The organism is Streptomyces sp. NPDC045846, assembly GCF_056431605.1.
Genome location: NZ_JBWKKJ010000021.1, coordinates 38,897 through 64,963, shown reverse-complemented (window position 1 = coordinate 64,963; position 26,067 = coordinate 38,897). Strand labels below are relative to the sequence as shown.

25 protein-coding genes and 4 tRNA genes are annotated in these 26,067 nt (G+C 70.9%); 14 read left to right on the top strand and 15 right to left on the bottom strand.

All coding sequences use genetic code 11. The annotated features are described in order from the left end of the window. Positions 1-135 precede the first annotated feature (135 nt). Positions 136-1,626 carry a N,N-dimethylformamidase beta subunit family domain-containing protein gene (locus tag AC07F3_RS37820; protein WP_479119350.1) on the top strand — a complete coding sequence of 497 codons (1,491 nt, stop codon included), beginning with the start codon at positions 136-138 and terminating at the stop codon, positions 1,624-1,626. A 97-nt stretch (positions 1,627-1,723) separates the two neighbouring features. Further along, positions 1,724-2,623: a phosphoribosylaminoimidazolesuccinocarboxamide synthase gene (locus AC07F3_RS37815; protein WP_479119348.1), complete on the top strand. Its 900-nt coding sequence runs from the start codon at positions 1,724-1,726 to the stop codon at positions 2,621-2,623. 46 nt (positions 2,624-2,669) lie between these two features. Here the strand turns inward: AC07F3_RS37815 and AC07F3_RS37810 are convergent. The 8 genes from AC07F3_RS37810 to AC07F3_RS37775 all read right to left on the bottom strand — a co-directional run bounded on the left by AC07F3_RS37810 (position 2,670) and on the right by AC07F3_RS37775 (position 7,164). Beyond that, positions 2,670-2,742: transfer RNA gene (locus tag AC07F3_RS37810), tRNA-Gly, on the bottom strand. Between the two features lie 22 nt (positions 2,743-2,764). Next, a complete protein-coding gene (locus tag AC07F3_RS37805) occupies positions 2,765-3,376 on the bottom strand; it encodes a response regulator transcription factor (RefSeq protein WP_479119347.1) in 612 nt (203 codons plus the stop codon). Then, complete coding sequence (locus tag AC07F3_RS37800; RefSeq protein ID WP_479119346.1) at positions 3,373-4,590, bottom strand: sensor histidine kinase; 1,218 nt, start codon at positions 4,588-4,590, stop codon at positions 3,373-3,375. The genes AC07F3_RS37805 and AC07F3_RS37800 overlap by 4 nt, the downstream gene beginning before the upstream one ends. 16 nt (positions 4,591-4,606) lie before the next feature. Further along, entirely contained in the window at positions 4,607-5,428 is an 822-nt protein-coding gene (locus AC07F3_RS37795) for an ABC transporter permease (protein WP_479119345.1), read from the bottom strand. Then, the gene (locus AC07F3_RS37790) at positions 5,425-6,369 is read right to left on the bottom strand and encodes an ABC transporter ATP-binding protein (RefSeq protein ID WP_479119344.1); all 945 of its coding nucleotides are present in this window, start codon (positions 6,367-6,369) and stop codon (positions 5,425-5,427) included. The genes AC07F3_RS37795 and AC07F3_RS37790 overlap by 4 nt, the downstream gene beginning before the upstream one ends. 131 nt (positions 6,370-6,500) lie before the next feature. After that, a tRNA-Gly gene (locus tag AC07F3_RS37785) sits at positions 6,501-6,573 on the bottom strand. A gap of 78 nt (positions 6,574-6,651) precedes the next feature. After that, a tRNA-Gly gene (locus tag AC07F3_RS37780) sits at positions 6,652-6,723 on the bottom strand. Positions 6,724-6,846: 123 nt separating this feature from the next. Next, entirely contained in the window at positions 6,847-7,164 is a 318-nt protein-coding gene (locus AC07F3_RS37775) for a histone-like nucleoid-structuring protein Lsr2 (protein ID WP_479119343.1), read from the bottom strand. A gap of 321 nt (positions 7,165-7,485) precedes the next feature. On the opposite strand from AC07F3_RS37775, the gene purS reads away from it, so the two are divergent. The 3 genes from purS to purL are packed head-to-tail and all read left to right on the top strand — an operon-like array spanning position 7,486 to position 10,666. After that, on the top strand, positions 7,486-7,740 hold the full coding sequence (purS, locus tag AC07F3_RS37770) for a phosphoribosylformylglycinamidine synthase subunit PurS (protein ID WP_479119342.1): 255 nt from the start codon (positions 7,486-7,488) through the stop codon (positions 7,738-7,740). Then, complete coding sequence (gene purQ, locus AC07F3_RS37765; RefSeq protein WP_386151645.1) at positions 7,737-8,420, top strand: phosphoribosylformylglycinamidine synthase subunit PurQ; 684 nt, start codon at positions 7,737-7,739, stop codon at positions 8,418-8,420. Before purS ends, purQ begins: the two co-directional genes overlap by 4 nt. Beyond that, positions 8,417-10,666, top strand: coding sequence for a phosphoribosylformylglycinamidine synthase subunit PurL (gene purL / locus AC07F3_RS37760; protein ID WP_479119341.1), 2,250 nt, complete (start codon positions 8,417-8,419; stop codon positions 10,664-10,666). Before purQ ends, purL begins: the two co-directional genes overlap by 4 nt. A gap of 59 nt (positions 10,667-10,725) precedes the next feature. On the opposite strand, the gene AC07F3_RS37755 is transcribed toward purL, so the two are convergent. Both AC07F3_RS37755 and AC07F3_RS37750 read right to left on the bottom strand, forming a co-directional pair. Further along, on the bottom strand, positions 10,726-10,899 hold the full coding sequence (locus tag AC07F3_RS37755; protein WP_479119340.1) for a hypothetical protein: 174 nt from the start codon (positions 10,897-10,899) through the stop codon (positions 10,726-10,728). 214 nt (positions 10,900-11,113) lie between these two features. Continuing rightward, entirely contained in the window at positions 11,114-11,266 is a 153-nt protein-coding gene (locus tag AC07F3_RS37750) for a hypothetical protein (RefSeq protein ID WP_479119339.1), read from the bottom strand. Between AC07F3_RS37750 and AC07F3_RS37745 the strand changes: the two genes are divergently transcribed. From AC07F3_RS37745 to purM, 4 genes are all read left to right on the top strand, one after another. Further along, positions 11,265-12,062, top strand: coding sequence for a maleylpyruvate isomerase family mycothiol-dependent enzyme (locus AC07F3_RS37745; RefSeq protein WP_479119338.1), 798 nt, complete (start codon positions 11,265-11,267; stop codon positions 12,060-12,062). The genes AC07F3_RS37750 and AC07F3_RS37745 overlap by 2 nt on opposite strands. Positions 12,063-12,088: 26 nt before the next feature. After that, entirely contained in the window at positions 12,089-12,286 is a 198-nt protein-coding gene (locus tag AC07F3_RS37740; RefSeq protein ID WP_479119337.1) for a hypothetical protein, read from the top strand. A 371-nt stretch (positions 12,287-12,657) separates the two neighbouring features. Beyond that, a complete protein-coding gene (gene purF, locus AC07F3_RS37735) occupies positions 12,658-14,184 on the top strand; it encodes an amidophosphoribosyltransferase (protein ID WP_479119335.1) in 1,527 nt (508 codons plus the stop codon). Positions 14,185-14,218: 34 nt separating this feature from the next. Further along, positions 14,219-15,289, top strand: coding sequence for a phosphoribosylformylglycinamidine cyclo-ligase (purM, locus tag AC07F3_RS37730; protein ID WP_479119334.1), 1,071 nt, complete (start codon positions 14,219-14,221; stop codon positions 15,287-15,289). 108 nt (positions 15,290-15,397) lie between these two features. Here the strand turns inward: purM and AC07F3_RS37725 are convergent, their stop codons facing one another. Both AC07F3_RS37725 and AC07F3_RS37720 read right to left on the bottom strand, forming a co-directional pair. Further along, positions 15,398-15,658, bottom strand: a complete 261-nt coding sequence (locus AC07F3_RS37725) for a DUF3073 domain-containing protein (RefSeq protein ID WP_114041155.1) — start codon at positions 15,656-15,658, stop codon at positions 15,398-15,400. 280 nt (positions 15,659-15,938) lie between these two features. After that, complete coding sequence (locus tag AC07F3_RS37720) at positions 15,939-17,027, bottom strand: Leu/Phe/Val dehydrogenase (protein ID WP_479119333.1); 1,089 nt, start codon at positions 17,025-17,027, stop codon at positions 15,939-15,941. A gap of 164 nt (positions 17,028-17,191) precedes the next feature. On the opposite strand from AC07F3_RS37720, the gene AC07F3_RS37715 reads away from it, so the two are divergent. Continuing rightward, complete coding sequence (locus AC07F3_RS37715; protein WP_479119331.1) at positions 17,192-18,034, top strand: DUF8083 family protein; 843 nt, start codon at positions 17,192-17,194, stop codon at positions 18,032-18,034. Between the two features lie 551 nt (positions 18,035-18,585). Further along, positions 18,586-18,792, top strand: a complete 207-nt coding sequence (gene bldC / locus AC07F3_RS37710; protein WP_003949541.1) for a developmental transcriptional regulator BldC — start codon at positions 18,586-18,588, stop codon at positions 18,790-18,792. A 388-nt stretch (positions 18,793-19,180) separates the two neighbouring features. Here the strand turns inward: bldC and AC07F3_RS37705 are convergent, their stop codons facing one another. From AC07F3_RS37705 to hrpA, 3 genes are all read right to left on the bottom strand, one after another. Next, positions 19,181-19,354, bottom strand: coding sequence for a DUF6274 family protein (locus tag AC07F3_RS37705; protein WP_189390238.1), 174 nt, complete (start codon positions 19,352-19,354; stop codon positions 19,181-19,183). Positions 19,355-19,664: 310 nt separating this feature from the next. Beyond that, a tRNA-Asp gene (locus tag AC07F3_RS37700) sits at positions 19,665-19,739 on the bottom strand. Between the two features lie 90 nt (positions 19,740-19,829). Then, positions 19,830-23,750 carry an ATP-dependent RNA helicase HrpA gene (gene hrpA, locus AC07F3_RS37695; protein ID WP_479119329.1) on the bottom strand — a complete coding sequence of 1,307 codons (3,921 nt, stop codon included), beginning with the start codon at positions 23,748-23,750 and terminating at the stop codon, positions 19,830-19,832. 84 nt (positions 23,751-23,834) lie between these two features. Between hrpA and AC07F3_RS37690 the strand changes: the two genes are divergently transcribed. From AC07F3_RS37690 to AC07F3_RS37680, 3 genes are all read left to right on the top strand, one after another. Beyond that, on the top strand, positions 23,835-24,215 hold the full coding sequence (locus tag AC07F3_RS37690) for a hypothetical protein (protein ID WP_479119328.1): 381 nt from the start codon (positions 23,835-23,837) through the stop codon (positions 24,213-24,215). A 97-nt stretch (positions 24,216-24,312) separates the two neighbouring features. Next, entirely contained in the window at positions 24,313-25,071 is a 759-nt protein-coding gene (locus AC07F3_RS37685) for a DsbA family protein (protein ID WP_479119326.1), read from the top strand. After that, positions 25,068-25,907 carry a cytochrome c biogenesis CcdA family protein gene (locus AC07F3_RS37680; protein WP_479119325.1) on the top strand — a complete coding sequence of 280 codons (840 nt, stop codon included), beginning with the start codon at positions 25,068-25,070 and terminating at the stop codon, positions 25,905-25,907. Before AC07F3_RS37685 ends, AC07F3_RS37680 begins: the two co-directional genes overlap by 4 nt. Positions 25,908-26,067: the final 160 nt, after the last annotated feature.

Sequence of the window (26,067 nt, the reverse complement as noted above, 5' to 3'; positions counted from 1 at the left end):
TTCCCCTTAACGTCAATTCGCGACGAACGGTGACGGAGTGCGTGCGTTATGTGATGTGCTGGGGACCGGTAGCGGACAGGCGGCGGACCACGGCCGCATCACTGGTATCGCGGGGGATCGAGGGAGGGGAGTGACATGGGGGTGGAACGGTCGGAGCACATCCGGCGCTGGGAGTCCGGTGCCCTCGCGCACGCCGTCTCGGACCCCTTCGGGCAGGGCCCGCTGCCCTGGCTCCGGGGCAGCGAGACGTACTTCGACGACACCGGGCACGTGGTGCCCTGGTACGTCGACCACGTCCCGGTCCAGCGCGGCACCCCGCGCAGCACCGCCCGGGTGACCGGGCCGCGCACCGCCGACGACGTACGCCAGCAGATCAAGGGGTTCGCCTCCAGCGGGGCCGTCGAGCCCGGCGAGGCCATCGACTTCCACATCACCGTGGACCCCCCGCAGCAGTTCACCGTCGACGTCTACCGGATCGGGCACTACGGCGGCGACGGGGCCGCGAAGATCGCCACCAGCCCCCGGCTCTCCGGGATCGTCCAGCCGCCTCCGCTGGCGGCCGACCGGACGGTCTCCTGCCACCACTGGTGGCAGTCCTGGCGCTACCAGGTGCCCTCGCACGCCTCGGTCGGCGCCCATGTCGCCGTCCTGACCACCGCCGACGGCTACCGCTCGCACATCCCGTTCACCGTCCGCGACGGCCACCCCGCCGATCTGCTCCTGCTGCTGCCCGACATCACCTGGCAGGCGTACAACCTGTACCCGGAGGACGGCCGCACCGGCGCCAGCCTCTACCACGCCTGGGACGAGGAGGGCCGGCTGCTCGGCGAGGAGGACGCGGCGACCACCGTCTCCTTCGACCGCCCCTACGCGGGCGCGGGCCTGCCCCTGCACGTCGGCCACGCCTACGACTTCATCCGCTGGGCCGAGCGCTACGGCTACGACCTCGCCTACGCGGACGCCCGCGACCTGCACGCGGGCCGCGTGGACCCCACCCGCTACCGCGGCCTCGTCTTCCCCGGCCACGACGAGTACTGGTCGGCCCCCATGCGCCGCACCGTCGAGCTGGCCCGCGACGGCGGCACCTCGCTCGTCTTCCTCTCCGCCAACTCCCTCTACTGGCAAGTGGAGTTGGGGCCCTCGCCGTCCGGGGTGCCCGACCGGCTGCTGACCTGCCGCAAGCGCCGCGGCCCCGGCCGCCCCGCCCTGTGGCGCGAGGTCGCCAGGCCCGAGCAGCAGCTCCTGGGCATCCAGTACGCGGGCCGCGTCCCCGAGCCGTACCCCATGGTCGTACGCAATGCCGACCACTGGCTGTGGGAGGCGACCGGGGCCGGGGACGGCGACGAGATCGAGGGGCTGGTCGCGGGCGAGGCCGACCGCTACTACCCGCGCACCGCGCTGCCCGAGCACCAGGACCGCATCCTGCTCGCCCACTCCCCGTACCGGGACGGCGAGCAGAACGTCCGGCACCAGGAGACGTCCCTGTACCGGTCCCCGTCCGGCGCGCTCGTCTTCGCCTCGGGCACGTTCGCCTGGTCACCGGCGCTCGACCGGCCCGGCCACGTGGACGCCCGGATCCAGCGGGCCACGGCCAACCTCCTCGACCGCATCTGCAAGCGGGACTGACCCCGGCCGGGCCCGCGCGACCGGCCCCGCGACCGCGGCGCCCGCCCGCATGCGAGAGAATCGGAACCGCTCCTGGATCAACCTACGCGGAGGAACCGTGTCCGGATTCGTAGAAAAGCCCGAGCCGCTTCAGGTGCCGGGCCTGACCCACCTCCACACGGGCAAGGTGCGTGACCTCTATCAGAACGAGGCGGGCGACCTCCTGATGGTCGCCAGCGACCGGATGTCCGCGTACGACTGGGTGCTGCCCACCGAGATCCCCGACAAGGGCCGGGTGCTCACCCAGCTGTCGCTGTGGTGGTTCGACCTGCTCGCCGACCTGGTGCCCAACCACGTCATCTCCGAGGAGCTCCCCGAGGGCGCCCCCGCCGACTGGGCGGGCCGCACCCTGGTGTGCCGCTCGCTCGCGATGGTCCCGGTGGAGTGCGTCGCCCGCGGCTACCTCGCCGGGTCCGGCCTGGCCGAGTACAACCAGTCCCGTACGGTGTGCGGCCTCGCGCTGCCCGAGGGCCTGGCCAACGGCTCCGAGCTGCCCGCGCCGATCTTCACGCCCGCCACCAAGGCCGCCGTCGGCGACCACGACGAGAACGTGAGCTACGAGGAGGTGGCCCGCCAGATCGGCGCCGAGACCGCCGCCCAGCTGCGCCAGGCCACCCTCGCCGTGTACGGCCGGGCCCGCGACATCGCCCGCGAGCGCGGCATCATCCTCGCGGACACCAAGTTCGAGTTCGGCTTCGCGGGCGAGGAGCTCGTCATCGCCGACGAGGTGCTCACCCCGGACTCCTCCCGCTTCTGGCCGGCCGCGACCTGGGAGCCGGGCCGGGACCAGCCCTCCTACGACAAGCAGTACGTCCGCGACTGGCTGACCTCGCCGGCCTCCGGCTGGGACCGCACCAGCGAGCGGCCGCCGCCCCCGCTGCCCCAGGAGGTCGTGGACGCGACCCGGGCCAAGTACGTCGAGGCGTACGAGCAGCTCACCGGGACCAGCTGGTCGTAAGCGCGAAGAAGCCCCCCGGCCGGTGGCCGGGGGGCTTCTCCTTCTGAGCGAACGACGAGGTTCGAACTCGCGACATCCACCTTGGCAAGGTGGTGCTCTACCAGCTGAGCTACGTTCGCATGCGCCGTGGCGCGGAGACCACTATACCCAACCTCGCTCGCGGGCGAGACGCACCGCCGTGTGACGGTTCTCCGCCCCCAGTTTGGCGGCGGCCGACGAGAGGTAGTTGCGCACCGTCCCCTGGGACAGCGCGGCCCGCTCGGCGATCTCCGCGACGGGCGCCCCGTCGGCCGCGAACCCGAGCACCTCGGCCTCGCGCGCGGTCAGCGGGGAGTCCCCGGCGGAGATCGCGTCGGCCGCCAACTCCGGGTCCACATAACGGTTTCCGGCGTGCACGGATCTGATGATCTCGGCGAGGCGCTGGGCGCTGACGGTCTTCGGGACGAAGCCCCGCACCCCCGCCGACAGCGCCCGCTTGAGGTGCCCGGGGCGCCCGTGACTGGTCACGATCATGGTCCGGCAGGACGGCAGCTCGCCCCGCAGCCTTGTGGCCACTGTCACACCGTCCGCCCCCGGCATCTCCAGATCGAGGACCGCCACATCGGGCCGGTGGGCCCGCGCCATGGCGAGCGCCTCGGGCCCGGACGCGGCCTCCGCGACCACCTCCAGGTCGTCCTCAAGGCCGAGCAGCGCCGCGAGCGCGCCCCGGATCAGATGCTCGTCGTCGGCGAGCAGCACCCGTACGCGGCTCATCGGGGCACCTCCGCGGTCAGCCGGAACAGCCCGTCGCCGACCGGCCCCGCCTCCAGGGTGCCGCCCAGTGCGGCCAGCCGTTCGCGCAGGCCCGCGAGGCCCGAGCCGGGGGCCTGGGCCGGGCGTTCCGGTACGCCGTCGTTCTCGACGACCAGCGTCGCGGTGTGATCGGCGACGGCGAGCCGGATCGCCACGCCGCGGGCGTCGCCGTGCCGCAGCACGTTGGTGGTGGCCTCGCGCACCACCCAGCCGAGCGCCGACTGCGCCTCGACGCTCAGCCCGTCGGCCGGCCCGCTGTAGTCGCAGCCGATGCCGGCCGCCTCCAGGACGCCCCGGGCGCCCTCGATCTCGACGCCGAGGTCCGCCTCGCGATAGCCGCGCACCACTTCCCGTACCTCTTTCTGCGATTCCTGGGCGATGCGCTGCACCTCCACCATCTGCGCCATCGCCTCGGGCCGGCCGCGCTGGGCGAGCTGCACGGCGAGCTCGGCCTTGAGCGCGATGACGGCGAGGTTGCGGCCGAGCACGTCGTGCATGTCCCGCCCGAAGCGCAGCCGTTCCTCGGCGACGGCCAGCCGCGCCTCGGTCTGCCGGGCCCGGTCCGACTCCCACATCATCGAAAGGGTCCAGGCCCCGCAGCGCGACATCAGGAGCAGGTAGCTGCCGGACAGGGCGACCACCAGGGCCAGGGCGAGCAGGCGTCCGCCGCGCAGTCCGGCCGCCGCGAACACCGCCGCGGTCGGCAGCGCGAGCAGGGCGAACCGCCCGAGGAACCTCCACGGCGTGGTGAGCATGCTGTACGTCATGCCGAACGGCAGCACGATGTAGAGCACGATCAGGATGAGCTCGCTCTCCTTGACGCCGTGCGCCGCGTACAGCCCGGCCAGCAGGGCGAGCGAGAGCAGGCAGAGCGCGCCGGTCAGCACGAGCGGACGGCGCGGCTCGGCGGCCCGCCCCAGATACCGGTCGAGCGCGACGCGGTGCGCCCGGATGCCCTGATGGGCCTGCACGGTGCCGGTGGCGAGGGTCGCCACGGCGAGGGCCAGCGGCAGGGGTTCGCGGCGCAGGTCCTGGAGCACGAACGGCACCTCCCAGCTGAGGAAGAAGAACCACGTCGTGCACCGCCAGATCAGCCGGCTCTGCATCTCGACCTGTTCGACCCTGCTGCGGTCCCGCCAGTGGCGTTGGTGCCACGCGCGTATCCGGCCGACCACGCTCTTCCCCCTCGTCTCAGCGCCGCGGCTCCCAGCGGAAGCGCTTGCGCACGACCCACACCGCGATGAACGTCCAGACAACCATGACGAGGAGCTGCCGCAGCACCTCGACCACGCCCGCGCCCGGGGCCCAGCCCTCCCTGATCAGGCTCACCACCGGGGTCAGCGGCAGCACTTCGCAGACCGAGGCCAGCTGAGTGGGCATCACGTCCAGCGGTACGACCATGCCCGAGCCGGCGATCGACAGCATCATCAGCGGCATGACCGCGATCTGGGCGCCCTCGGCGGAGCGGGTGAGGGCCGCGGTGGCCGCCGCGAGTGCGCCCATCAGGACCATGCCGAGCAGCAGTCCGAGGGCCGCGAGCCACACCGTGCCGGGCACCGCCACGTCCATCAGGACGGAGCCGCCCACCGCGAGCAGCACGGACTGCGCGAGCCCGATGAGCACCGCGGGCAGCGCCGCCCCCGCCAGGATCTCCAGGTCCCGCAGCTCCCCGGTGCGCAGCCGCTTCAGGACGAGCTCCTCGCGGCGTACGACATAGACGCCGCTCAGCGTCGAGTACACCGCGAACAGCAGGACGTAGCCGAGCGAGCCGGGCAGCAGGACCGTGCCGACGGTGAGCCCGGTCTGCTTCAGGTCGAGGCTCCGGACCGCCGAGTACATCGAGACCGTCAGCAGGCCCGGCAGGGCGAGGACGGTGAACAGGGCGGACTTGTTGCGGCCCAGCAGGGTGAGTTCGGCGCGGCCGAGCGCCTTCATGCGGTCCGCCGCGCCCTTCGTGGCCCGCTCGGGGGCCGGGGCCGGGGCGGAGCCGCGTACCGCGTCCAGGGTGCTCATCGAACCGTCTCCTCTTCCTGCCGCTGGTCCCGCGCGATCTTCAGGAACGCCTCTTCGAGCGAGGCGGAGCGCACGTCGAGCCCCCGCAGCTCGACCCCGCTGTCCCTGGCCCACAACAGCAGCCCGGTGGCGGCCTGTTGGAGCTGGTGGGTCTTCAGCCGCACCGTGCGCCCGGCCGTCTCGTGGCTGCTGACGCCGAGCCGGGCGAGCGGCGGCAGGTCGCCGAGGTGGTAGCCGTCGGGCAGCTCGAAGGCGATGTGCGAGGGCTGGGCGGCGACCACCTCGTCCACGCGGCCGCTCGCCGCGATCCGCCCTTCGTGCAGGATCGCGAGCCGCTCGGCGAGCGCCTCGGCCTCCTCCAGGTAGTGGGTGGTCAGGAGCACGGTCGTGCCGCCGTCGCGCAGCGCCCGCACCAACTCCCAGGTGTCGCGCCGCCCTTCGGCGTCCAGGCCGGTCGTCGGCTCGTCGAGGAAGAGCACCTCGGGCCGCGAGAGCAGCGCGAGCGCCAGGTCGAGCCGCCGCTTCTCACCGCCGGACAGCTGCTTCACCCGCACCTGCGAGCGCCGCCCCAGATCGACGAGCTCCAGCGCCTCCTCCACCGGCCGGGCTCCACTGGTGCACCCCGCCCACATCCGTACGGTCTCGGCGACGGTGAGCTCGGCGGGGAAACCGCCTTCCTGGAGCATCACGCCGGTACGGGGGCGCACGGCGGCCCGCTCGGTGTACGGGTCGTGCCCGAGCACCCGGACGCGGCCGCCGCTCGGCGGGGCGAGCCCTTCGAGGAGTTCGACGGTGGAGGTCTTGCCCGCGCCGTTGGTGCCGAGCAGCGCGAAGAGCTCGCCCCGTGCCACCGAGAAGGAGATTCCGGATACGGCCTCGAAGCCCCCGGCGTAGGTCCGCCGCAGCTCCTCGACCTCGATCACATCTGCTGTGCCTGCCATGCGTCCAGCGTTCCGCGGGATCGGGGGGCGGGGCAGTGCGCGGTGTCATCGCCGCCCATGACAAATGTCAGGAGTGAACGGGCGCACGACGAAGGCCCCGGTTCGATGAACCGGGGCCTTTGTACTTCCTGAGCGGACGACGAGATTCGAACTCGCGACCCTCACCTTGGCAAGGTGATGCTCTACCAACTGAGCCACGTCCGCATGCCTCCGACCAGCTCTCACTGGGCGGCGCGAGCACTACTCTACCTGATCCACAAAGATGGTCGGTAGGCAATGCAGAGCGGGTGACAGGAATTGCACACTGCGCCTTCCCCCTGGAAGGGGGATGTTCTACTACTGAACTACACCCGCACGCTCCGGTGGACCGGGCCTTTCGGCCTTGCCCCTCGGCGTGCTCCAGACTCTAGCTGATCAGCAGGGGGGGTGTGCAACTCCGGTGTCCGGGGCGGCCGCAGGACCGTCCCGGACGGGGGGTCAGCTCGCCTCCGCGAAGGCCTCGTAGACCTTCTTCGGGATCCGGCCCCTGGCCGGCACGTCCATCTGGTGGGAGCGGGCCCAGGCGCGGACGGCCGCCGGGTCGGGCGCGACGGGGGTGTGCCGGAACGTCTTCCCGGACTTGGTGTGCTTCCGGCCCGCTGTCACGTAAGGCGCGAGCGCCTTGCGCAGTTTCTTTGCATTGGCGGGATTGAGGTCGATCTCGTAGACCTTTCCGTCCAGGCCGAACATGACCGTTTCCGCCGCTTCTCCGCCGTCGATGTCATCGGAGAGTGTGACCACTACGCGCTGAGCCACGGATATCGGATCCTTCCTACGGCATCGCCACTCCCACGTGCCTGACGTGCGGCGATACCGGCCTTCCGGCTGTTATGGAGCAATGTTGTTCCCGCTGGGATTCCTTTGTACAGCGACACCCATTGCAATGTGAAGCCCAGCCAATTGCATCCGCGTGTCCCGACGCAATGACTTCGGCGACTTTTTCTCGGGATTTTTCCCACGCGTTGTCGCGGCCGAAACCGGAACGTGATCAGGCGTTAGCGATATCTACCCGCGTAGATTTTCGGGGCGGGTACTCTGAGGGAACCGCCTTCGCACCACACCACACCGGGAGTGCCAGTGGCACGCGTCGTAGTCGACGTCATGCTCAAGCCGGAAATCCTCGACCCGCAGGGACAGGCGGTGCAGCGCGCACTGCCCCGTCTCGGCTTCGAGGGGATCGGCGACGTACGTCAGGGAAAGCGTTTCGAGCTCGAGGTCGAGGGGCCGGTCGACGAGGCCGCTCTCGCCCGCATCCACGAGATGGCCGAGACCTTCCTCGCCAACACCGTCATCGAAGACTTCACCGTCAAGGTCGAGGAGCGGTCCAAGTGACCGCTCGTATCGGGGTGGTCACCTTCCCCGGGACGCTCGACGACCGGGACAGTCTGCGCGCCGTCCGCATCGCGGGCGCCGAGCCGGTCTCGCTCTGGCACCGCGACAAGGACCTCAAGCAGGTCGACGCGGTCGTCCTCGCCGGTGGTTTCTCCTACGGCGACTATCTGCGGGCCGGTGCCATCTCCCGGTTCTCGCCGGTGATGGAGACCGTCATCGAGCAGGCGAAGGCCGGTCTGCCGGTCCTCGGCATCTGCAACGGCTTCCAGATCCTCACCGAGTCGCACCTGCTGCCGGGCGCCATGCTCCGCAACAACCACCTGCACTTCATCTGCCGCGAGCAGAAGCTGCGGGTGGAGAACGCGGAGACGGCCTGGACCGCCGACTACGAGGCGGGCCAGGAGATCCAGGTCCCGCTGAAGAACATGGACGGCCGGTACGTCGCCGACGAGCGCACGCTCGACGAGCTGGAGGCCGAGGGCCGGGTCGCGTTCCGCTACCTGGACGTGAACCCCAACGGCTCGCTCCGTGACATCGCCGGCATCACCAACGCCGCCGGAAACGTCGTCGGCCTGATGCCGCACCCCGAGCACGCCGTGGAGCCGCTGATCGGTACGGGTCGTACCGACGGTCTCGGATTCTTCACTTCGATCCTCAAGAAGCTGGTCAACGCCTCATGAGCCTCGACACCGTCAAGCACGCCGCCGAGACGCCCGACGTCGAGCAGCCCTGGAAGGAGCTCGGCCTCAAGGAGGACGAGTACGCGCGCATCCGGGAGATCCTCGGCCGCCGCCCGACCGGTGCCGAGCTCGCCATGTACTCCGTCATGTGGTCCGAGCACTGCTCCTACAAGAGCAGCAAGGTCCACCTGCGCCAGTTCGGCGAGAAGGTCCCCGACAACGACGCCATGCTCGTCGGCATCGGCGAGAACGCGGGCGTCGTCGACGTCGGCCAGGGGTACGCGGTCACCTTCAAGGTCGAGTCGCACAACCACCCCAGCTACATCGAGCCCTACCAGGGCGCGGCCACCGGCGTGGGCGGCATCGTCCGCGACATCCTCGCCATGGGCGCCCGCCCGGTCGCGGTCGTGGACCCGCTGCGCTTCGGTGCGGCCGACCACCCCGACACCAAGCGCGTGCTGCCCGGCGTCGTCGCGGGCATCGGCGGCTACGGCAACTGCCTGGGCCTGCCGAACATCGGCGGCGAGGTCGTCTTCGACGCCTGCTACCAGGGCAACCCGCTGGTCAACGCGGGCTGCATCGGCGTGATGAAGCACGAGGACATCCACCTCGCGAAGGCGTCCGGCCCCGGCAACAAGGTCATCCTGTACGGCGCCCGCACCGGCGGCGACGGCATCGGCGGCGTCTCGGTGCTGGCCTCGGAGACCTTCGAGTCGACGGGTCCCGCCAAGCGGCCCGCCGTCCAGGTCGGCGACCCGTTCCAGGAGAAGCTCCTCATCGAGTGCACCCTGGAGATCTTCCGCGAGAAGCTCGTCGCGGGCATCCAGGACCTCGGTGGCGCGGGCCTGTCGTGCGCGACCTCCGAGCTGGCGAGCGCCGGTTCCGGCGGCATGCGCGTCGAGCTGGACACCGTGCCGCTGCGCGACTCCTCCCTCTCGCCGGAGGAGATCCTCATGAGCGAGTCGCAGGAGCGGATGTGCGCGGTCGTCGAGCCGCAGCACGTCGAGCGCTTCATGGAGATCTGCGAGAAGTGGGACGTCATCGCCACCGTCATCGGTGAGGTGACCGAGGGCTCCCAGCTGGAGATCTTCTGGCACGGCGAGCAGATCGTGGACGTACCGCCGCGCACGGTGGCGCACGAGGGCCCGGTCTACAACCGCCCGTTCGCGCGCCCCTCCTGGCAGGACGCGCTCCAGGCCGACGACGCGGGCAGGCTGGCCCGTCCGTCGAACGGTGACGAGCTGAAGGACCAGGTCCTCAAGCTGGTCGCCTCGCCGAACCAGGCCTCCAAGGCGTGGATCACCGACCAGTACGACCGTTTCGTACAGGGCAACACGGTGCTCGCGATGCCCGAGGACGCGGGCATGGTCCGGATCGACGAGGAGTCGAACCTGGGCGTGGCCATGGCGACCGACGGCAACGGCCGGTACACCAAGCTCGACCCGTACACCGGTGCGCAGCTCGCGCTCGCCGAGGCCTACCGCAACGTGGCGGCCTCCGGCGCGAAGCCGCTCGCCATCTCGGACTGCCTGAACTTCGGCTCCCCCGAGGACCCGGACGTGATGTGGCAGTTCGCCGAGGCCACCCGTGGTCTCGCGGACGGCTGCCTCCAGCTCGGCACCCCGGTGACCGGCGGCAACGTCTCCCTCTACAACCAGACCGGCGAGACCGCGATCCACCCGACCCCCGTGGTCGCGGTGCTCGGCGTGATCGACGACGTGAACCGGCGCACCCCGATCGCGTTCGCCCAGGAGGGCCAGCTGCTCTACCTCCTCGGTGACACGCGCGAGGAGTTCGGCGGCTCGGCCTGGTCCGAGGTCGTGCACAACCACCTCGGCGGCCTGCCGCCCCAGGTGGACCTGGACCGCGAGAAGCTGCTGGGCGAGATCCTGATCTCGGGCTCGCGCGACGGCATGATCGACGCCGCGCACGACCTGTCCGACGGCGGTCTGATCCAGGCCGTGGTGGAGTCCTGCCTCAAGGGCGGCCAGGGCGCGCGCCTGGTCGTGCCGGACGGGCTCGACGCCTTCACCTTCCTGTTCTCCGAGTCGGCCGGCCGGGCGATCGTGTCCGTGCCGCGCTCCGAGGAGCTGCGCTTCACCGACATGTGCGGCGCGCGCGGCCTCCCGGCGACCCGGATCGGTGTCGTGGACGGCGAAGCCGTCGAGGTTCAGGGCGAGTTCAGCCTCGGCCTGGACGAGCTGCGCACGGCCCACGAGGCGACCATCCCGGCCCTGCTGGCCTAGCCGTACGCCAACTCCTCGGCCCCGTACCCCTGTTGAGGGAGTACGGGGCCGAAGTACGTTCAGGCGGCGGCGAGTTCGCGGTCTTCGACCGGTGCTGCGGTGGCGCGGGGCTCGGCGGGCAGTCGGGCGGCCAAGGCCGCGGCCGACGCCATGACCCCGGCGGCCGCCAGGGGCACCACGTCCATCGCGGTGACGAACCCGTGCACCGCGTGGTCGCGGGCTCCGCCCGACAACTGGGCGACGGCGCTGGTCGAGCCGCCCGGCGGCGGCCAAGGCCGCAGCCGGGGCCATGACCGGACACCACGTCCATCGCGGTGACGAACCCGTGCACCGCGTGGTCGCGGGCTCCGCCCGTCAACTGGGCGACGGCGCTGGTCGAGCCGCCCGGAACCTTCGCCTCGTACACCCGGCTGAGCAGCGTGCCGAACACGGCGGCGCCCAGCGCGTTCACCAGCGCCATCGACTGGGCGGCGCCGCATCCTCGGTGGCGACGCCGCCCGCTGTGTCGTGGCCGATGCCGCGGAGCGCGCCGAGCGGGCGTTCGCGCAGGTCGAAAACGGTCTGGGGGGCTACCCCGGTCCGGCGTAGGCTCGTCTTCATGCCCCCGGCCTCCAAGCGCACCCGCAGGTTCGACCCGGCGAAGACCCGGGCCGCCGTCCTCGCCCAGTTCGCCCTCGTACGCGAAGCCGTCCGCACGCTCACGCCCGAGCAGCTCGCCCGGCCCACCCGGCTCGGCGACTGGACGGTGCGCGAGCTCGCCGTGCACCTCACCATGGCCCTCGGCATGCTGGACCGCTACCTCGCCGAGGCCGAGCCGCTCAAGCAGGAGGTGGCGCTCCTTGAGTGGCCGTTCCGTACGGCCGACGTCGCCGGTCAAGTCTCGGACGGCACAAGGGAGTTGGCGTCCTCGGTCAACGATCTCGACGCGCTGTACGAGCAGCGGGCCGCCCGCACCGCCGAGCTCTTCGCGACCACCGCCGACACCCGGCTCATGCCGACCCGGTTCGGTGCGATGACCTTCGCCGACGTCGTGGTGACCCGGACCGTCGAACTGACCGTCCACACCGACGACTTGAACCACGCCGTGCCCGAACTCGCCGTCCCCCACGACCGGCAGGCGCTCGCCGCGTGCACCCGGCTGCTCGCCGACGCGCTCGCCGTGAAGGCGCCCGGCGGCTCGGTGGAGGTGCGGATCCCGCCCTACGCGGTGGTCCAGTGCGTGGCCGGTCCGAAGCACACCCGGGGCACCCCGCCGAACGTCGTCGAGACCGACCCCCTCACCTGGATCCGCCTCGCCACCGGCCGCACGGGCTGGGCCGAGGCGCTGGAGTCGGCGAAGGCCGCGGCGAGCGGCGAGCGCGCGGACCTGTCGGCGGTGCTGCCGGTGATGTCGTAGTCCGGAGCGCCCCGCCCCTTCCCGCTGTGACACTCCGCCGCGTCGCCTCCCGGGCGAGAGGTGTGCAGGCCGTCTTCCTGGGGCTCCGCCCCGGACCCCGCCTCGCGCCGGACGGGCTGAAGCTGCTCAGCCCGGCGGCATGGACGCCGCTGGGGGCGCGGGCCTGTGACATGGTGCGGCTCCGCCGCGAGGGCGCGACCGGACACGTACGGTCCGCGGGCTGAAGATCGTCGATGTGCGGTGCGCAGCCCGGGGCCCGGACCCAGTTCAGGGGCACGGGAAGGCGCGCGAGCGGCGACTGCGGGCCGCGGCCTCCTCACGCAGCGCACACGCCTCAGGACCCGGCTCCCGGCCCGACCCCGCGCCGGAAGCGAACTCCGTCACACTCGGCCCGGCCCCGCGCCCCACCCCGGACGCAGTCGCAAACACCACGGGGGCCGACCCGCACCCGGGCCCACCTGCGGGGACGTGATCGAAGCCCACAAGGGGACGGCCGCGGGAGGCCGAAGCGCGAAAGCTACAAAAGCGGGCAGGGCGCCCAGCTGTCCGTATCCCCAATTCGGACCAGTGGTCGATCTCGCCTACACTCGGTGGCGTGCCACGTGGTGACGGACGACTCAACCACGACCTGCTCCCCGGTGAGAAGGGCCCCCAGGACGCTTGCGGCGTCTTCGGTGTCTGGGCTCCGGGTGAAGAGGTCGCGAAGCTCACTTACTTCGGGCTCTACGCCCTCCAACATCGGGGCCAGGAATCCGCGGGCATCGCGGTCAGCAACGGCTCCCAGATCCTCGTCTTCAAGGACATGGGACTTGTCTCCCAGGTCTTCGACGAGACCTCGCTCGGTTCCCTCCAGGGTCATATCGCGGTCGGTCACGCCCGCTACTCGACCACGGGTGCCTCCGTGTGGGAGAACGCTCAGCCGACCTTCCGGGCGACCGCCCACGGCTCGATCGCGCTCGGCCACAACGGCAACCTGGTGAACACCGCGCAGCTCGCGGAGCTCGTCGCCGAGCTGCCCAAGGAGAACGGCCGGGCCACCCAGCTCGCCGCCACCAACGACACCGACCTGGTCACCGCGCTGCTCGCGGGCCAGACGGACGACGACGGCAAGCCGCTGACCGTCGAGGAAGCGGCCGCCCAGGTCCTTCCCCAGGTGCGGGGCGCCTTCTCCCTGGTCTTCATGGACGAGCAGACGCTGTACTGCGCCCGGGACCCCCAGGGCATCCGCCCGCTGGTGCTCGGCCGCCTGGAGCGCGGCTGGGTCGTCGCCTCCGAGAGCGCCGCCCTCGACATCTGCGGCGCCAGCTTCGTCCGCGAGATCGAGCCGGGCGAGCTCGTCGCCATCGACGAGAACGGCCTGCGCACCTCCCGATTCGCAGAAGCGAAGCCCAAAGGCTGTGTCTTCGAGTACGTCTACCTGGCGCGCCCGGACACCGACATCGCGGGCCGGAACGTCTACCTCTCCCGAGTGGAGATGGGCCGGAAACTCGCCAAGGAAGCACCGGTCGAGGCCGACCTGGTGATAGCGACTCCGGAGTCCGGCACCCCCGCCGCCATCGGATACGCGGAGGCCAGCGGCATCCCGTACGGCTCGGGCCTGGTGAAGAACGCCTATGTGGGCCGTACGTTCATCCAGCCCTCGCAGACCATCCGTCAGCTCGGCATCCGACTCAAGCTGAACCCGCTGAAGGAAGTCATCCGCGGCAAGCGCCTGGTGGTCGTCGACGACTCGATCGTCCGCGGCAACACCCAGCGCGCGCTCGTGAAGATGCTCCGCGAGGCGGGCGCCGCCGAGGTCCACATCCGGATCTCGTCGCCGCCGGTGAAGTGGCCCTGCTTCTTCGGCATCGACTTCGCCACCCGCGCGGAGCTGATCGCCAACGGCATGACCATCGAGGAGATCGGCACGTCCCTGGGCGCCGACTCGCTCTCGTACATCTCGACCGACGCGATGATCGAGGCGACGACGATCCCCAAGGACGACCTGTGCCGCGCCTGCTTCGACGGCGTGTACCCGATGGAGCTCCCCGACCCCGAGCTGCTCGGCAAGCAGCTCCTGGAGTCCGAGCTGGCCTCCGGCCCCGCCGCGACCGCGGCCGCCGACGCCCTGCGCCGCCCGTAAAACCCTGCAGTACGACACGAAAGTTCTCTGAGCCATGTCATCCGAGACCACTGGTGCCAGCTACGCAGCCGCGGGCGTCGACATCGAAGCGGGCGACCGCGCCGTCGAGCTGATGAAGGAGTGGGTGAAGAAGACGAAGCGGCCCGAGGTCATGGGCGGCCTCGGCGGATTCGCCGGACTCTTCGACGCCTCCGCCCTCAAGCGCTACGAGCGCCCGCTGCTGGCCTCGGCCACCGACGGCGTCGGCACGAAGGTCGACCTCGCCCGCAGGATGGGCGTGTACGACACCATCGGCCACGACCTCGTCGGCATGGTCGTCGACGACCTGGTCGTGTGCGGTGCCGAGCCGCTGTTCATGACCGACTACATCTGCGTCGGCAAGGTGCACCCCGAGCGGGTCGCGGCCATCGTGAAGGGCATCGCCGAGGGCTGTGTCCTGGCGGGCTGCGCGCTGGTCGGCGGCGAGACCGCCGAGCACCCGGGCCTGCTCGGTCCCGACGACTTCGACGTCGCGGGCGCCGGCACCGGCGTGGTCGAGTACGACCAGCTCCTGGGCGCGGACCGGATCCGCGAGGGCGACGCGGTCATCGCGATGGCGTCCTCCGGTCTTCACTCGAACGGGTACTCACTCGTCCGTCATGTGCTGTTCGACCGGGCCGGGATGACGCTGGAGCAGGAGGTCGAGGAGTTCGGCCGCACGCTCGGCGAGGAGCTCCTGGAGCCCACCAAGATCTACTCGCTCGACTGCCTGGCGCTGACCCGCACCACCGAGGTGCACGGTTTCAGCCACATCACCGGCGGCGGTCTTGCCAACAACCTGGCCCGGGTCATCCCGGACCACCTGCACGCCACCGTGGACCGCTCGACCTGGACGCCGGGCGCGGTCTTCGACCTCGTCGGCAGGGCGGGCAACGTGGAGCGGCTCGAACTGGAGAAGACGCTCAACATGGGCGTCGGCATGATGGCGATCGTCCCGGAGGCCTCGGTCGACGTCGCGCTCCAGACCCTCGCGGACCGCGGCGTGGACGCCTGGGTCGCCGGGGAGGTCCTGGAGCGTGGGGACCACCGCGACGGCGCCGAGCTCACCGGCGACTACGCCAAGTAGGCCGCTACCGGCAGCACGAAACCCGGTCTGGGGCGAAGGCCCCGGACCGGGTCGGTGTGCTCAGAGCAGCGAAAACGTGCGTTGCTGCGAAAAGCGGGATCAGCGAAGTCAAGCGCCGCGGCGCTGCGACGACGGGCCGGACTCTTCGTCCTCGTCCTCGTCGTCATTCCCGTACAGGTCCGCATAGCGGGCATACGGGTCGTCCTCGTCGTCCTCCAGTGGCTCCGCGTTCGGCGGTTGGCTCACTGTCGGGTTCGGAGTAGATGCGCCCAGCTCGTTGGCCAGACGCGACAGGTCAGTCCCGCCGCTGCTGTACTTCAGCTGGCGGGCGACCTTCGTCTGCTTGGCCTTTGCCCGGCCGCGCCCCATGGCTCGACCCCCTCGGTGACGGGGCTCGACGGCCCCAGAGTCTTGACACGCGTTCATGATCCGGAACGGACTCTCCGTGGAGAGACCGCGTCCGTAGGGCTTCAACGGTACCTGCTTCCGCGGCCATACGGTACGCCGCCCGCATGACGCGCCACTTGGCAGAACCAACAAAGAGCCCTGTCCTCGCTGGTCAACCGCGATTTTAACCTCTTCTTGGCGCCCGACCCGCCGACCGGCGTGAGTCATGTCTCTCAGCCCGGTCGGCGAGTCCCCCACGGGCTCAGTGTTGACGTGCCTCCGCCATGCGCTGCTCGGCGATCCGGTCGGCCGCGGCGGCCGGCGGAATGCCGTCTTCCTTCGCACGAGCGAATATGGCCAGCGTGGTGTCGAAGATCTTCGAGGCCTTGGCCTTGCAGCGGTCGAAGTCGAAGCCGTGGAGCTCGTCGGCCACCTGGATCACGCCACCCGCGTTCACGACGTAGTCGGGCGCGTAGAGGATCGCGCGGTCCGCGAGGTCCTTCTCCACGCCCGGGTGCGCGAGCTGGTTGTTGGCCGCGCCGCACACCACCTTCGCGGTGAGCACCGGCACGCTGTCGTCGTTCAGGGCGCCGCCGAGCGCGCAGGGGGCGTAGATGTCGAGACCCTCGGTGCGGATCAGCGCCTCGGTGTCGGCGGCGACGGTGACACCGGGGTGCAGGTCCGTGATGAGGCGTACCGATTCCTCGCGCACGTCCGTGATCACGACCTCGGCGCCGTCGGAGAGCAGGTGCTCCACGAGGTGGCGGCCGACCTTGCCGACGCCCGCGACGCCGACCTTGCGGCCGCGCAGCGTCGGGTCGCCCCACAGGTGCTGGGCCGAGGCCCGCATGCCCTGGAAGACGCCGAAGGCGGTCAGCACGGACGAGTCGCCCGCGCCGCCGTTCTCGGGGGAGCGGCCGGTGGTCCACTGGCAGGCGCGTGCCACGACGTCCATGTCGGCGACGTAGGTGCCGACGTCGCAGGCCGTCACGTAGCGCCCGCCGAGGGAGGCCACGAACCGGCCGTAGGCGAGCAGGAGTTCTTCCGTCTTGATCGTCTCGGGGTCACCGATGATCACGGCCTTGCCGCCACCGTGGTCGAGCCCGGCCATGGCGTTCTTGTACGACATGCCGCGCGCCAGGTTGAGGGCGTCGGCGACGGCCTCCGCCTCGGTCGCGTACGGGTAGAAGCGCGTACCGCCCAGGGCCGGGCCCAGGGCGGTGGAGTGGATGGCGATGACGGCCCTGAGCCCGGTGGCTCGGTCCTGGCACAGCACGACCTGCTCGTGTCCGCCCTGGTCGGAGCGGAAGAGGGTGTGCAGTACGTCATCGGCTCCGGTCACATCGGTCACGGTGGTGACTCCCAAGTACGAAGCGGCGGTTGACGGCCCGCCTGCGGGTGGGGCAGGCCTGGTTCGGGAGCAGGTTAAGTCCTACGCGCCCGTAGATCAGGCGCAGTGCTCAGGATCACCCCGCGGGGAGCACGCGGGGGCGCGCCCGTGGGACGATGCGGGGCATGGCGGTGGTGTCCTCGGTGATCGTTCCGTACGCGTCCTACCTGCGGGTGTACGAGCCCCTTGCCGCCTTTCCCGAGCCCGAGCGCGGGCACTGGCTGCGCTACGCGGAGCGCGGCCGCGCTCCCAGTGCCCAGGACGAACTCCGGCGCGCGCTGGCCGACTTGGTGCCCACCCCGCCCGTCCCGGTGCCGGTGCACGAGAGCGGCGAGGCGTTCGTGGCGGAGGTCGACGGGGTGGTCTGCGTGTGCCCCTGGCGGACCCGGCTGCGCGGCTGGCAGGCGCTGGAGGGGCTCGCGGGGCAGTTCCCCGAGCCGGTCCTGGACGCGCTGCTGCCTCCGGTGGTGCGCCGGCAGGCCGAGGCGGACTACGAGCGCTGGCGGGAGCGGAACCCGGACGCCCGGCCCTGGATCTTGACCAGCGTTTGGCACGTGCCTGTGAGCTGGTTCACAGTCTTTTCGGACGAAGAGCGCGAGTATGCCCGGGGTGAGGGCGCGACGGCGCCCGTGCTGCGCTACCGGACCCCGATGGTCCAGGCGCGCCGCCGCCTGGCGAGGGCACTGCGGACGCTGCGGGACCACATCGACGAGGGGCCGCTGACCGAGGGTCTGGTGGACGTCGGGCGCTGGCTGGAGGAATTCCATCCGCGTTCGCTGGTCGAGCTGGACTACGGCGGCCTCGTGCACGCGCTCTCGCGGGACAGTCTGGAGGCGGACCGCTCGGCGGCCGATGTGGCCGAGGGGATCGCCGCGCTGCGGGCCGGTGACGACGCGGGCGCGCAGGAGGCGTACGGCCGCTTCACGGAGCGCTGGCGGGCCGTCAAGGAACGCAGGATGGCCAACTGAGGTCCCGCGGCCGGTTCTGAGGGGCCGTCGTGGGACCGTCGTGCGGTCCGCGCGGCCGCTTCGGGGCGGTTCGTGGGCGCTTCACCGGGTCTTCACGGATTCGTCGCAGGACGTAGGTCCTGATCCGGGCCTTTGCCCCAAGCGTGACGGACCGCACTTATCTCACCCTTGCGCCCAGACCCCACCCTCGTGCCAAAATAGGACAAGGGGTCCGGGGAGGATCCCTTCCGCCCAACTAAGGGCGGATTGCTCGGTATTGCTTGCTATGGGGGGTCTGACGACTCCTGATCGCTCTGTGACTGATCGTCACTGTGGCGTGACTGTCCGCTATGGCATGGTCCATCGGCTTCCGTCGCTGATGAACACCTGGGAGGGCAATTCCATCGGTTTGGCCGACGTGGCTGGACGGATGGTGTAGTTGTAGTGCCGAGGACAAGCCGTTCGTCCTATAACCGACTCGGCTCGCGTCCGCCATTTCGGGCAACGCGGGTCAAGGTGCAGAATTTAGAGGAAAGAACCGAGAAGGTTCGGTTCTCCCGAGGAGGCCGCTCATGACCGCTCGCACCCCTGATGCCGAGCCGCTGCTGACCCCGGCTGAGGTTGCCACGATGTTCCGCGTGGACCCGAAGACGGTGACCCGCTGGGCCAAGGCCGGCAAGCTCACGTCCATCCGCACGCTGGGTGGGCATCGCCGGTACCGCGAGGCAGAGGTCCGCGCACTGCTGGCGGGTATTCCGCAGCAGCGCAGCGAGGCCTGAACAACACCCCAATAATCCGGGCGTTTCCGGGGCCCCCACCCCGATCGGCCCGCCTATAGCTCCACATGACGCCCAGCCCGCCCCAACGGGCTGCGTCATTGATCGCGCTGGACTCCGCCGGGTCCAGCGCGATTTTTTTATGTCCGGCCTTGTCCGGCACTTCCGACAGGCTCCCGGGCCGTCCCGCCGCCGCACCGGAGGGGGTGGTTCCGGTGGCCCCCCGTCCCGGCCCTCACGGGCGGTGCAATTGCACATATTAAATCGGGGCGTTGTATGAGGTGTGTAAGTTCACCCGTTCCCGAAACTCATTCCGTGACTCCCGTCACACCGTCAGGAGCCCTCCTGTTCGAGCCTCCCACCGCGCGGACGGCCACCGGCCCGCCATAGGTCACCGGTTGGGGGGACTTTCGTCCTCGGGCCGCGCGGGCTCGCCGACCTCCATGGCGAGCCGCAGGAGCCGGTGGCAGACCGCGCAGTGCCGGGTGAGGTGGCGGTAGCCCAGAGCGGCCGACAGGTGGGCGCGCAGCAGCGCCCTTATCTCGTGCCTCGACGGCGCCGTCATGCACCACCTCCTGGGGAGCCCCCGAACCCCTCTCCCTTGCAGGGGTACCGGCGGCAGGTGCCCCCGTCAAGACGGCGAGAACCCCGTATCCGGGGCGACCGGGGGCGGCCGGCTCCCGCGGGCCCCGAGGGGGCCGAACGCTCGGGGCTTCCGCCGCGGGGCCGCCGGGGGCCGCGAGGGCCGCACGGAGGCCCGCAGGGCCGCGCCCGGCGGGGGAAGGGCGCCCGGCGACGGCTGCGCCCGGCAGGCGTCGGTGCCCGGAAACACCAGAGCCCGCATCCGGTGACGGATGCGGGCTCTTGATCTACTGCGGTCCTGACGGGATTTGAACCCGCGGCCTCCACCTTGACAGGGTGGCGAGCACTCCAAACTGCTCCACAGGACCTTGTTTCGCAGCCCGTTGGTGCTTGGCTGCGAGTGAGACTGTACAGCAGGTCAGCGGGTCAGGTCGAACTCACTCACAGCGATAGCCGCGCTACGGCGCCGCCGCGTCGATCGCCTTCACGATCCGCTTGTCGGAGACCGGGAACGCCGTGCCCAGCGCGTGCGCGAAGTAGCTCACCCGCAGCTCCTCGATCATCCAGCGGATGTCCAGGACCTGCTGCGGGACGGGCCGCCCCTGCGGCAGCTGCTCCAGGAGCCAGGCGTACTCGTCCTGCATCTCGTGGACCTTCTCCATGCGCGTGGTGTCGCGCTGGACGGCCGTCGGCATCTGCTGGAGCCGGCGGTCGACCGCGACCAGGTAGCGCATCAGGTCGGGCAGGCGCTTGAGGCCGGTCCTCGTCACGAAGCCCGGCGGCACGAGGGCCGCCAGCTGGTTCCGTACGTCCGTCACGTTGGCGACCAGGGTCAGGCTGTTCGTGGCCTTCAGGCGGCGCTCACAGGCCTGCCAGGCGGCCAGGATCTGCTGCACCTGGCCGACGGTGCGCACCGTCGTGTCCACCAGGTCCGCGCGGACCTTGTCGTACAGCGCGCGGAACGATTCCTCGTCCCATGCCGGGCCGCCGTGGTCGGCGATCAGCTGGTCCGCCGCCGCCATCGCGCAGTCGTCGAAGAGCGCCTGGATCGAGCCGTGCGGATTGCGCGACAGGGCGAGCTTCTGCTGGTTGGTGAGCTTGTCCGAGGCGAACTTGGCCGGGTTCACCGGGATGTTCAGGAGGATCAGCCTGCGGGTGCCGCGCCACATCGCCTGCTGCTGCTCGGCCTCGGTGTCGAAGAGGCGTACGGAGACGGTCTCGCCCGCGTCCACGAGCGCCGGGTACGCCTTCACCGGCTGGCCCGCCCTGCGCGTCTCGAAGACCTTCGTCAGGGTGCCGATCGTCCAGTCCGTGAGGCCCGAGCGCTCGATGGACTCGCCCGAGGGGCCCGCGGTCGCCGCGGCGGCCTTCGAGAGGGCCTGACGGGCCTTGGGGCGCAGCTGGAGCTTGAGCGCCTCCAGGTCCTTGTCCTCGGCGAGCTTGCGGCGCCGCTCGTCGACGATCCGGAAGGTGATCTTGAGGTGGTCCGGGACGCGGCTCAGGTCGAAGTCGTCGGCCGTGACCGGGACGCCCACCATCCGCTGGAGCTCGCGGGCCAGCGTCACCGGCAGGGGCTCCTGCAACGGCACCGCACGGTCCAGGAACTTCGCGGCGTAGTTGGGCGCCGGTACGTAATGGCGGCGGATCGGCTTGGGCAGGGAGCGGATCAGCTCGGTGACGACCTCCTCGCGCAGGCCCGGGATCTGCCAGTCGAAGCCCTCGTCGGTGACCTGGTTCAGGACCTGGAGCGGCACGTGCACGGTCACGCCGTCCGCGTCCGCGCCCGGCTCGAACTGGTAGGTCACCCGGAACTTCAGCGGGCCCTGGCGCCAGGAGTCCGGATAGTCGTCCTTGGTGACGGCCCCGGCCTTCTCGTTGATGAGCATCTCGCGCTCGAAATCGAGGAGTTCGGGCTCGTCGCGCCGCTTGTGCTTCCACCACGAGTCGAAGTGGGCGCCGGACACGACGTGTTCGGGCACCCGCTGGTCGTAGAAGTCGTACAGCGTCTCGTCGTCCACCAGGATGTCGCGGCGGCGGGCGCGGTGCTCCAACTCCTCGACCTCGGTGAGGAGTTTGCGGTTGTCCGCGAAGAACTTGTGGTGTGTGCGCCAGTCGCCCTCGACCAGCGCGTTGCGGATGAACAGCTCGCGGGAGGCCTCGGGGTCGATCCGGCCGTAGTTGACCTTGCGGTTGGCCACGATCGGCACGCCGTACAGCGTGACGCGCTCGTACGCCATCACCGCGGCCTGGTCCTTCTCCCAGTGCGGCTCGCTGTAGGTGCGCTTGACCAGGTGCTGGGCGAGCGGCTCGACCCACTCGGGCTCGATCTTCGCGTTGACCCGGGCCCACAGCCGGGAGGTCTCCACCAGCTCCGCCGACATCACGAGCTTGGGCTGCTTCTTGAACAGCGCCGAGCCCGGGAAGACCGCGAACTTGGCGCCGCGGGCGCCCAGGTACTCGTTCTTGTCGGTGTCCTTCAGCCCGATGTGCGAGAGCAGGCCCGCCAACAGCGAGGTGTGCACCGACTGCTCGGGCGCGTCCTCCTCGTTGAGGTGGATGCCCATGGTCTTGGCGACCGTGCGCAGCTGCGAGTAGATGTCCTGCCACTCGCGGATGCGCAGGAAGTTCAGGAACTCCTGCTTGCACATCCGGCGGAAGCTGGAGGAGCCGCGCTCCTTCTGCTGCTCGCGGACGTACCGCCACAGGTTGAGGAAGGCGAGGAAGTCGCTGGTCTCGTCCTTGAAGCGGGCGTGCTGCTGGTCGGCCTGCGTCTGCTTGTCGCTGGGGCGCTCGCGCGGGTCCTGGATGGAGAGCGCGGCCGCGATCACCATGACCTCGCGGACGCAGCCGTTCTTGTCGGCCTCCAGGACCATGCGGGCCAGGCGCGGGTCCACGGGAAGCTGCGAGAGCTTGCGGCCCTGCTGGGTGAGCCGCTTCTTCGGGTCCTTCTCCGTCGGGTCCAACGCGCCCAGTTCTTGCAGGAGTTGGACGCCGTCGCGGATGTTGCGGTGGTCCGGCGGGTCGATGAAGGGGAACTTCTCGATGTCGCCGAGGCCGGCCGCGGTCATCTGGAGGATGACGGAGGCCAGGTTGGTGCGCAGGATCTCGGCGTCCGTGAACTCCGGGCGGGTGAGGAAGTCGTCCTCGGAGTAGAGCCGGATGCAGATGCCGTCGGACGTACGGCCGCAGCGGCCCTTGCGCTGGTTGGCGCTGGCCTGCGAGACCGGCTCGATCGGCAGGCGCTGCACCTTGGTGCGGTGGCTGTAGCGCGAGATGCGGGCGGTGCCGGGGTCGATGACGTACTTGATGCCCGGCACGGTCAGCGAGGTCTCGGCCACGTTGGTCGCCAGCACGATCCGGCGGCCGCTGTGCTGCTGGAAGACGCGGTGCTGCTCGGCGTGCGAGAGGCGCGCGTAGAGGGGGAGCACCTCGGTCGAGCGGAGGTTCTTCTTGATCAGCGCGTCCGCGGTGTCGCGGATCTCGCGCTCGCCCGAGAGGAAGACCAGGATGTCGCCGGGGCCCTCGGACTGGAGCTCGTCCACGGCGTCGCAGATCGCGGTGATCTGGTCGCGGTCGGAGTCTGCCGTGTCTTCTTCGAGGAGCGGGCGGTAGCGCACCTCCACCGGATACGTACGGCCGCTGACCTCGACGATCGGGGCGTCGCCGAAGTGCCGCGAGAACCGCTCGGGGTCGATGGTCGCCGAGGTGATGACGACCTTGAGATCGGGGCGCTTCGGCAGGAGCTGGGCCAGATAGCCGAGCAGGAAGTCGATGTTGAGGGACCGCTCGTGGGCCTCGTCGATGATGATCGTGTCGTAGGCGCGCAGCTCGCGGTCCGTCTGGATCTCGGCGAGCAGGATGCCGTCGGTCATCAGCTTCACGAACGTCGCGTCCTGGTCGACCTGGTCGGTGAACCGGACCTTCCAGCCGACCGCCTCGCCGAGCGGGGTCCTCAGCTCTTCCGCGATGCGGTCCGCGACCGTGCGGGCCGCGATCCTGCGGGGCTGGGTGTGCCCGATCATGCCGCGCACCCCGCGGCCCAGCTCCATGCAGATCTTGGGGATCTGGGTGGTCTTGCCCGAGCCGGTCTCACCCGCGACGATCACGACCTGGTGGTCGCGTATCGCCTCGAGGATCTCGTCCTTCTTCTGGCTGACCGGGAGCTGCTCGGGATAGGTGATCCCGGGCACGCGGGCGGACCGCCGGGCGATGCGGTCGGCGGACTTCTGGGCCTCGGCGGCGATCTCGTCGAGCACGGCCTGCCGGGCCTCGGGCTTGCGGATGCGGCGGGCGCCTTCGAGACGGCGGCCCAGGCGGTGGGCGTCGCGCAGCGAGGCCCCGTCGAGCAGCGTCTGGAGATCGGCGAAGGAAGTAGACATACCTGATTCAGGATCTCACCCGCCGCGGACGAGTGGCGAACGCATTTCGGCGTGATCCGGAGCCCACCCCGTACCATTTCGGGCATGCCCCGCTCCCGTGCCCCGCGCCGCCGCCTCACCGCGGCGCTGCTGCTCGTGCTCGGGGTGCTCGCGGCGGTGCTGTGCGGGCCGGCCTCGACGGCTTCGGCCGCCCCCGCCTCCGGTGTGGCGGCGAAGAAGGCGTCTGCGCCCGCCTTCACGGACGGCTCGGCCGCGCCCGGCTGCAAGCAGGGCGGCCGGCACCAGGATTCCGATCCCGCCGCACCCGTGCGGGCCCGCACCGCCCACGACCAGGCGCCGGTCCTGGAGGACCGGGGCGCCCCCGCCGCGCTGTGCGGCCTGTACGCGGCCCACCGCAACCCGCCGGTGCGCGGCCCCACGCTCACCGCGCCCGGCCCCGTCGAACTCTCGGTGCTCAGGGTCTAGACGGCCGGTCCAGCGACCGCCGTCCCCTCTCCCTCAGCTTCCCTTCTCGTACGGGTCCCTTCTCGTACGGGATTCGCCGTACGCACCGGAGTTCCGCATGCCCAAGAACACGCAGTCCCCGAAGTCCAGCAAGTCCGCGAAGAGCAGTGGGGCCGCCGCGTCCCGGAAGCCGTATCTGATCGGCGCGGCCGTGCTGGCCGCCGCGGCCGTCCTCGGGATCGCCTCCTACCAGGCGACGTCCCCGGGCGCGAAGCCCACCGTGAACGACTCCGCGTCCGCCGCCGACCCGACCACCGGCGCCCACCCCGAACTGGCCGGGCTGGCCCGGCGCGACGCGAAGGACCCGCTGGCCCAGGGCCGCGCGGACGCGCCGGTCGTGATGATCGAGTACGCCGACTTCAAGTGCTCCTACTGCGGCAAGTTCGCCCGCGACACCGAGCCCGCGCTGGTGAAGAAGTACGTCGACAACGGCACCCTGCGCATCGAGTGGCGCAACTTCCCGATCTTCGGCGCCGAGTCGGAGGCGGCCGCGCGCGGGGCCTGGGCGGCCGGGCAGCAGGGGAAGTTCTGGCAGTTCCACGCGGCGGCCTACGCCGAGGGCTCCAAGGAGAAGGGGTTCGGCGCCGAGCGCGTGAAGGAGCTGGCCAAGGAGGCGGGCGTGCCGGACGCGGCCCGCTTCGCGGCGGACCTGGACAGCGCCGCGGCGAAGGCGGCGGTGAAGAAGGACCAGGACGAGGCGTACGGGCTGGGCGCCAGCTCCACCCCGTCCTTCCTCATCAACGGCACCCCGCTCGCCGGAGCCCAGCCGCTGGACTCGTTCGAGCAGGTCATCGACGCGGCGGCGGCCAAGAAGTGACCCCGGACATCGGTTACCTCGCGGCATTCCTGGGCGGCCTGCTCGCCCTCCTCAGCCCGTGCAGCGCGCTGCTCCTGCCCGCGTTCTTCGCGTACTCGATCTCCAGCCGCACCAAGCTGCTGGCCCGCACCGGCATCTTCTACGCGGGCCTGGCCACCACCCTGGTGCCGCTGGGCGCGGCGGGCTCGTACGCGGGGCGGATCTTCTACGGCCACCGCGACCAGCTGGTGCTCTTCGGCGGCTGGCTGATCATCGCGCTCGGCGTCGCGCAGATCGTCGGCATGGGCTTCGCGAGCCGCCGCATGACCGAGCTGTCGGGGCGGATCCGCCCCACGACCGCGCTGTCCGTGTACGCGCTGGGCGCGGTCTACGGCCTCGCGGGGTTCTGCGCGGGCCCGATCCTGGGCAGCGTCCTGACGGTGGCGGCGGTGAGCGGCAGCCCGGTCTACGGCGGCCTGCTCCTCGCGGTGTACGCCCTGGGCATGGCGGTCCCCCTCTTCCTGCTCGCCCTGCTCTGGGAGCGCTTCGAACTGGGCGGCCGCAAGTGGCTGCGCGGCCGGGTCCTGAAGCTCGGCCGCCTCGAACTCCACACGACGTCCCTGCTCTCCGGCCTGTTCTTCATCGCCCTGGGCGCCCTGTTCCTGGCCTACGACGGAGCGACGGCACTGCCCGGCCTGCTCAATGTGGACGACTCGTACGCGGTGGAGGAGTGGACCAAGAACATCGGCGACACGGTCCCGGACTGGGCCCTGCTGGCCGTGCTGGTGGCAGCGGCAGGGCTGGCCCTGGCCGTACGGGGCCTGCGGTCCCGGGCCCGCTCGGGGGAGGACACGTAACTCCGGGCGCCCTACGGGGGCTCCCTGGGGGAGGGCGCGACCACTCGGCCCTGGACGCGCTCTCCCTGGGGTGCTCCTCCAGGGCGCGGGGAACGGCGTGGGCGCGGGCCGCGGGTGGGGGCGGCTCGGGAACGGCGAAGGCCCCGCTCGGGGAGCGGGG

Coding starts and splice junctions, on each gene's coding strand:
- AC07F3_RS37820 (WP_479119350.1), top strand. CDS start 136: ATGGGGGTGGAACGGTCGGAGCACATCCGGCGCTGGGAGTCCGGTGCC.
- AC07F3_RS37805 (WP_479119347.1), bottom strand. CDS start 3,376: ATGAGCCGCGTACGGGTGCTGCTCGCCGACGACGAGCATCTGATCCGG.
- AC07F3_RS37795 (WP_479119345.1), bottom strand. CDS start 5,428: ATGAGCACCCTGGACGCGGTACGCGGCTCCGCCCCGGCCCCGGCCCCC.
- AC07F3_RS37790 (WP_479119344.1), bottom strand. CDS start 6,369: ATGGCAGGCACAGCAGATGTGATCGAGGTCGAGGAGCTGCGGCGGACC.
- purL (WP_479119341.1), top strand. CDS start 8,417: ATGAGCCTCGACACCGTCAAGCACGCCGCCGAGACGCCCGACGTCGAG.
- AC07F3_RS37745 (WP_479119338.1), top strand. CDS start 11,265: ATGCCCCCGGCCTCCAAGCGCACCCGCAGGTTCGACCCGGCGAAGACC.
- AC07F3_RS37750 (WP_479119339.1), bottom strand. CDS start 11,266: ATGAAGACGAGCCTACGCCGGACCGGGGTAGCCCCCCAGACCGTTTTC.
- purM (WP_479119334.1), top strand. CDS start 14,219: ATGTCATCCGAGACCACTGGTGCCAGCTACGCAGCCGCGGGCGTCGAC.
- AC07F3_RS37725 (WP_114041155.1), bottom strand. CDS start 15,658: ATGGGGCGCGGCCGGGCAAAGGCCAAGCAGACGAAGGTCGCCCGCCAG.
- AC07F3_RS37715 (WP_479119331.1), top strand. CDS start 17,192: ATGGCGGTGGTGTCCTCGGTGATCGTTCCGTACGCGTCCTACCTGCGG.
- bldC (WP_003949541.1), top strand. CDS start 18,586: ATGACCGCTCGCACCCCTGATGCCGAGCCGCTGCTGACCCCGGCTGAG.
- AC07F3_RS37705 (WP_189390238.1), bottom strand. CDS start 19,354: ATGACGGCGCCGTCGAGGCACGAGATAAGGGCGCTGCTGCGCGCCCAC.
- hrpA (WP_479119329.1), bottom strand. CDS start 23,750: ATGTCTACTTCCTTCGCCGATCTCCAGACGCTGCTCGACGGGGCCTCG.
- AC07F3_RS37690 (WP_479119328.1), top strand. CDS start 23,835: ATGCCCCGCTCCCGTGCCCCGCGCCGCCGCCTCACCGCGGCGCTGCTG.
- AC07F3_RS37685 (WP_479119326.1), top strand. CDS start 24,313: ATGCCCAAGAACACGCAGTCCCCGAAGTCCAGCAAGTCCGCGAAGAGC.